This is a genomic window from Microvirga sp. P4_G7 (assembly GCF_056401005.1).
Genome location: NZ_JBFUKD010000221.1, coordinates 1 through 5,456 on the forward strand (window position 1 = coordinate 1; position 5,456 = coordinate 5,456).

The 5,456-nt window shown below is 60.0% G+C and carries 5 protein-coding genes and 1 pseudogene; 5 read left to right on the forward strand and 1 reads right to left on the reverse strand.

Translation table 11 applies throughout. From position 1 onward, the window contains the following. The first annotated feature begins 152 nt into the window (after positions 1-152). Positions 153-1,775, forward strand: coding sequence for an ABC-F family ATP-binding cassette domain-containing protein (locus AC1DT3_RS11245; protein WP_477465341.1), 1,623 nt, complete (start codon positions 153-155; stop codon positions 1,773-1,775). Positions 1,776-1,815: 40 nt separating this feature from the next. On the opposite strand, the gene AC1DT3_RS11250 is transcribed toward AC1DT3_RS11245, so the two are convergent. Beyond that, positions 1,816-2,058 carry a hypothetical protein gene (locus AC1DT3_RS11250; RefSeq protein WP_477465342.1) on the reverse strand — a complete coding sequence of 81 codons (243 nt, stop codon included), beginning with the start codon at positions 2,056-2,058 and terminating at the stop codon, positions 1,816-1,818. A gap of 235 nt (positions 2,059-2,293) precedes the next feature. Between AC1DT3_RS11250 and AC1DT3_RS11255 the strand changes: the two genes are divergently transcribed. The 4 genes and pseudogenes from AC1DT3_RS11255 to AC1DT3_RS11270 all read left to right on the forward strand — a co-directional run. Continuing rightward, positions 2,294-2,506, forward strand: coding sequence for a ParD-like family protein (locus tag AC1DT3_RS11255; RefSeq protein WP_477465343.1), 213 nt, complete (start codon positions 2,294-2,296; stop codon positions 2,504-2,506). After that, positions 2,503-3,300 (forward strand): type I methionyl aminopeptidase, encoded by a 798-nt coding sequence (map, locus tag AC1DT3_RS11260; protein WP_477465344.1) that lies wholly within the window; start codon positions 2,503-2,505, stop codon positions 3,298-3,300. Before AC1DT3_RS11255 ends, map begins: the two co-directional genes overlap by 4 nt. An 88-nt stretch (positions 3,301-3,388) precedes the next feature. Further along, entirely contained in the window at positions 3,389-3,580 is a 192-nt protein-coding gene (locus AC1DT3_RS11265; protein ID WP_477465345.1) for a hypothetical protein, read from the forward strand. Between the two features lie 259 nt (positions 3,581-3,839). Then, positions 3,840-5,456 (forward strand): annotated as a pseudogene (locus AC1DT3_RS11270) (hypothetical protein); the annotation flags it as partial.

A 5,456-nucleotide genomic window follows, 5' to 3' on the forward strand; every position in this document is an offset into this window, starting at 1 on the left:
ACCTGGCAGGGGTTGGCGCAGAAGCCTCGGCACGAAGTCAGAAGTGGGAACTGGCCCCCTACGGTTGCAGGTCTGGTCAGCGGCCGCGCTCTTTCGTGTGTGCTCCCTATGGCGTAAGGACGCGGGAAATCACCTGGACCCCGTAGCATCTCATGATTCGTCTCGAAAACATCGGCAAGCAGAATGGCCGGCAGATCCTGTTCATCGAGGCCTCCGCGGCACTCCAGAAGGGGGAAAAGATAGGCCTCGTCGGTCCCAATGGAGCCGGAAAGACGACGCTTTTTCGGATGATTACCGGGCAAGAGCAGCCCGATGAGGGCCAGGTATCCGTCGATCGCGGCGTAACCATCGGCTATTTCAGCCAGGACGTAGGCGACATGTCCGGCCGCAGCGCGGTGTCCGAAGTGATGGACGGAGCCGGCCCGGTGAGCGTTGTCGCGGCCGAGTTGAGGCAGTTGGAGRCCGCCATGGCGGATCCGGGCCGAGCCGACGACATGGATGAAATTGTCGCACGCTACGGCGAAGTGCAGGGACGCTTCGAGGAGCTCGACGGGTACGCCCTGGACGGTCGCGCACGTGAGGTGCTCGCGGGTCTCGGCTTCAGCCAGGAGATGATGGACGGCGACGTGGGCGGCTTGTCCGGCGGGTGGAAGATGCGCGTTGCGCTGGCGAGAATTCTCCTCATGCGTCCCGACGCCATGCTCCTCGACGAGCCGAGCAACCACCTCGACCTGGAAAGCCTGATCTGGCTCGAGGATTTCCTCAAAGGGTACGATGGGGCACTTCTGATGACCTCGCATGACCGCGAGTTCATGAACCGCATCGTCACCAAAGTCGTCGAGATCGGCGGCGGTGCTCTGATGGCCTATTCGGGCAATTACGAGTTTTACGAACAGCAGCGTGCGCTGAACGAGAAGCAGCAGCAGGCGCAGTTCGAGCGGCAGCAGGCCATGCTCGCCAAGGAGATCAACTTCATCGAACGCTTCAAGGCGCGCGCCTCGCACGCGGCCCAGGTGCAAAGCCGGGTGAAGAAGCTGGAGAAGATCGACCGCGTGGAGCCGCCCAAGCGTCGCCAGACGGTCGTGTTCGAGTTCCAGCCGGCTCCCCGTTCCGGCGAGGACGTCGTCACGCTGAAGAACGTGCACAAGCGCTACGGCGGTCGGAGCATTTACGAAGGCCTCGATTTCCAGGTCCGTCGCAGGGAGCGTTGGTGCGTCATGGGAATCAACGGCGCCGGCAAATCGACGTTGCTGAAATTGGTCGCGGGCGCTACGCAGCCGGATGACGGGCACGTAGCCCTGAGCGGCACGGTGAAGATGGGATATTTCGCTCAGCACGCCATGGAGCTCTTGGACGGAGAGCGCACCGTGTTTCAGTCGCTGGAAGATTCGTTCCCCCAGGCGGGGCAGGGTTCGCTGCGCGCGCTTGCGGGATGTTTTGGGTTCTCAGGCGATGAGGTCGAGAAGAGATGTCGCGTCTTGTCGGGCGGCGAAAAGGCGCGGCTGGTCATGGCCAAGATGCTCTTTGACCCGCCCAACTTCCTCGTCCTCGACGAGCCCACCAATCACCTGGATATGGCGACGAAGGAAATGCTCATCGCCGCATTGTCGCAATACGAGGGCACCATGCTCTTCGTTTCGCACGACCGTCATTTCTTGGCCGAGCTGTCCAATCGCGTGTTGGAACTGACGCCTGACGGAATTCACAAATACGGTGGTGGTTATACGGAATACGTCGCGCGCACCGGCCAAGAGGCTCCCGGTCTCCGAAGCTGATCGAGGCGCCCAGCGCGTCAGATTGCGCCGCCGACCGCCGTTAGCCGGTGGCGACCGACAGGGCCGCGAGAGCGCGTTGTTTGAGGCGCTCCGGGTCGCGTTCGCCCTCCGTTGCGCATTCCACGATCTGCATCGCGATGAGGTCGCGGATCCGCTTGGCCGGAGGAGCATGGGCGCTGTTTGCCTCGGTGACAGCGGCGATCGCGGCATCGTAGGCGACGCCCAATACCTGCGCATTGGCACAATCGAGATTGAGATATTCCGAGCGCTCTGCCTGGGTCATAAAAACCTCCACGAGCTGCTACGCATACATAACAACGTAGGCCCGCCCGGAGTTCACAATTGCGCACTATCGATGGCGTGACCAAGAGCCACAAGCGACGGGCTGCAATCTAGGCGTGCTTAGGCTCAATAGCGTCGCGTCGACTGCTGCGGCGTGCTTCGAGCCTGAGGTACCCTTGGCTTATTTATATATGATTGATATACATTTCATCTATGAATCGTATATGGAGAACCCAATGGGCATTGTGAACATCGATGATGATCTGCACGACCAGGTGCGCAGGGCGAGCAAGGTGTCGTTTCGTTCGATCAACGCGCAGGCAGCGTACTGGATCAAAGTCGGCATGCTGTGCGAGACCAATCCGGCGCTCAATTTCACAGAGATCCTCGACCGCGAGCTTAGTTCCGCGGGCGTTTCGGCTCAACCACTGGCCGTGGTTGAAGCATGACGAAGCAGCCTCGGGAACTGGCGTTGCTGGCGGAATCCGGCCGGCTGCTGGCGTCCGTATTCGGGCTGCTGGATCGCACCTCGCTTCCCGGAATGTCGACACTTCAGATCAATGAAATGGTCGAGCAATTCATCGTCCATGATCTACAGGCTCGACCTGCAAGCAAGGGCCAATACGGCTACGATTTTGTGTTGAATTCTTCGGTGAACGATGTGGTCTGCCACGGCGTTCCGTCGCAATCGAACGTGCTTCGCGACGGGGACATCGTCAACTTCGACATCACGCTTGAGAAGAACGGCTACATCGCAGATTCCAGCAAGACCTACCTCGTTGGCGAGGTAAATCCCGCTGCTAAGAGGCTGGTCCAGACCACGTACGAAGCCATGTGGATGGGCATCCGGGCGGTTCGCCCGGGCGCGCGGCTCGGAGACATCGGCTGGGCGATCGAACGACATGCCAAGCGAAACGGCTACTCTGTGGTGCGTGAATATAGCGGTCACGGCATCGGCCGGGAGATGCATGAGGCACCGCAGGTTCTGCACTTCGGAAAGCCTGGAACTGGCATCGCCCTCCGTGAGGGCATGGTTTTCACGATCGAGCCGATGCTCAATCGAGGCCGACGGAGTGTGCGAACAGAGGCTGACGGTTGGACCGTTGTGACGAGAGACGGATCGCTTTCCGCACAGTTCGAGCACACCGTTGCCGTTACAGCTTCCGGCGTGTCGGTGCTGACTCTCCGTCCTGACGAACGAGGCTCTCCAAAGAAGCCACACAAAGCCACATTGTTCGGCTAGTGTGAATCATCTGCAGTCCCTGAGTCGGCTGCCGCTCTTCTTGGGTGCATGCGCGCCTCGAAGCTCGATCGGCTTTGGGAGCTTAGCGATGCCAACCGAACTGCCGCCCAAAAAACCCGACCAGATCCTCTCGCCGCTGGGCGACCAGCGATTAGACCGTGCCTTGAATTGGCTCGCAGTCGTCGTTGGGATCGGCCTTTGCCTGTGGGCGCTCACTGTCGGCTTTCCGTCGGCACAACATCCCGGTTCCAACATCGAGACGCCGCCCCTATCTGACTAGCTGTCGCCTTGCAGCACGCCGAGGACGAAACGGCAGGCCGTCGATCCTCGTCACATGAGTCAGACTAATCAGTCACGTAATAGATCTGTACTATAGTTACAGTTTCTTTGAAGCTTTCATTCAAATTGACGTTACGTAATATCTATATATTCGTTGCAACGTTATCCGGAATCCGACTATCTTCCTTTTCGGCAGCTAGAGGTTGTGGGCCTTCGCCCCGCTGGCAGCGGCAATAACGATAAGAAGAGGGGGAGACGCCATGGCATTGAAGGTTGTGCGCGCCAGCGACAAGACGATCACCAGCTCGCCTGGGATCGGGGCATCATTTCCGACAATCAAGATATTTCCGGATGGCGGGCGGCTCGTCACCTGGACGGCCAGCGACGGAGCCAGCACCGGCATTTTTCAACAGCGGTTCGACGCGGAGGGCAATGCTCTCTTCAAGGATGAAAACGGTGTCGCACGAGAAGTGCGCGTCAACGCCCACACGCCGAGCACGCAGTCAAACTCGACGACGACGATCTTGAAGGACGGCGGCTGGGTCGTATCCTGGGAATCGACGGGGCAGGACGGATCGTTTCAAGGCGTTTACCAGCAGCGCTTCGACGCGAACGGCGTTGCAATGTACACGAATCAGGGACAGCCGGTCGATCAGCGTGTCCACGTCAACGCGACGGGCGACCAGACGAAATCCGTCGTCACGGCGCTCGACGATGGCGGTTGGCTCGTGACATGGCAGAGTGCGACGCAGATTCCCGGCGGTTTTTCCGGCGACATCTATCAGCAGCGCTACAATGCGGCGGGACAGCCTGTCTACGTTGACGAGAACAACAATCCTCAAGATAGGCTCGTCAACGACTCTGTTCCGAGCAAAGCGAACAACGCTTCGGTGACGGCACTGGCCGATGGCGGTTGGGTCGTCGTATGGGACAACGGATTCTTTACGACTGATCCCGCTTTCACGGGTGTCCATCAACGACGCTTCGACAAAGATGGAAACCCGACGACGGTCGATATGCCGGTCAACGTGCAAGTCGAACATCAGCWGGGATTCTCCAGCGTCACCGCCTTGCCGGACGGCGGGTGGGTGGTGGTTTGGCAATCGGGCCACAATGACGGCGGGCGCGGCGATATTTTCGTGCAGCGCTTCGACGCGAATGGCGTCGCGCAGTTCCGCGACACGAGCGGCAACGTCGAAGATCGGACTGTCAACCAATCTACGGACGCCAGCCAAGTCGACGCGAGCGTGACGGTGCTCGCGAACGGCGGCTGGGTCGTCACCTGGAAGTCGAGCGTACCCCTCGCTTCCGGCGACGTCATGCAGCGATATTATGCGCCCGACGGTTCGACGTCGGGTCCGGATATTGTCGTGGACGGCGGTGCGCCCGACCAGTCGGAACCGGCCGTCGTCGCGTACGAAGATGGCTGGATCGTCACTTGGGCGTCTGTGGACGGTGGGCCCGGAAGCATCGTTCAACGCTACTACGTCGATGTCGAAGCCGTCCTGACGGCCGAGACGGAATTCGTGCTCGGTTCCGACGACGATGAAACGCTCCTTGTGAATGTCGACGGCTTCTCGAGCGGAGATCAGGTCAACGGCGGCGGTGGGATCGACACGCTGCAATTGGGGCAAGCCGGTGAAATCGCGCTGGGGACTGCACGAAGCTTCGCTGGATTCGAAATCATCCGCGGCTCGGCTGGGAATGACACGATCTATTCGGGCGCGGCGCGTCTCAGCGATGTGAAGGAAGTGTACGGCAGCGGTGGCGATGACCGACTGATCCTGGTCGGCGACAGTACCTTCGATCTCAGAGGTAAGACGTTCGCAGATATCGCGATCACATTTGGGAACATCACGCCGACGACCATCATCACC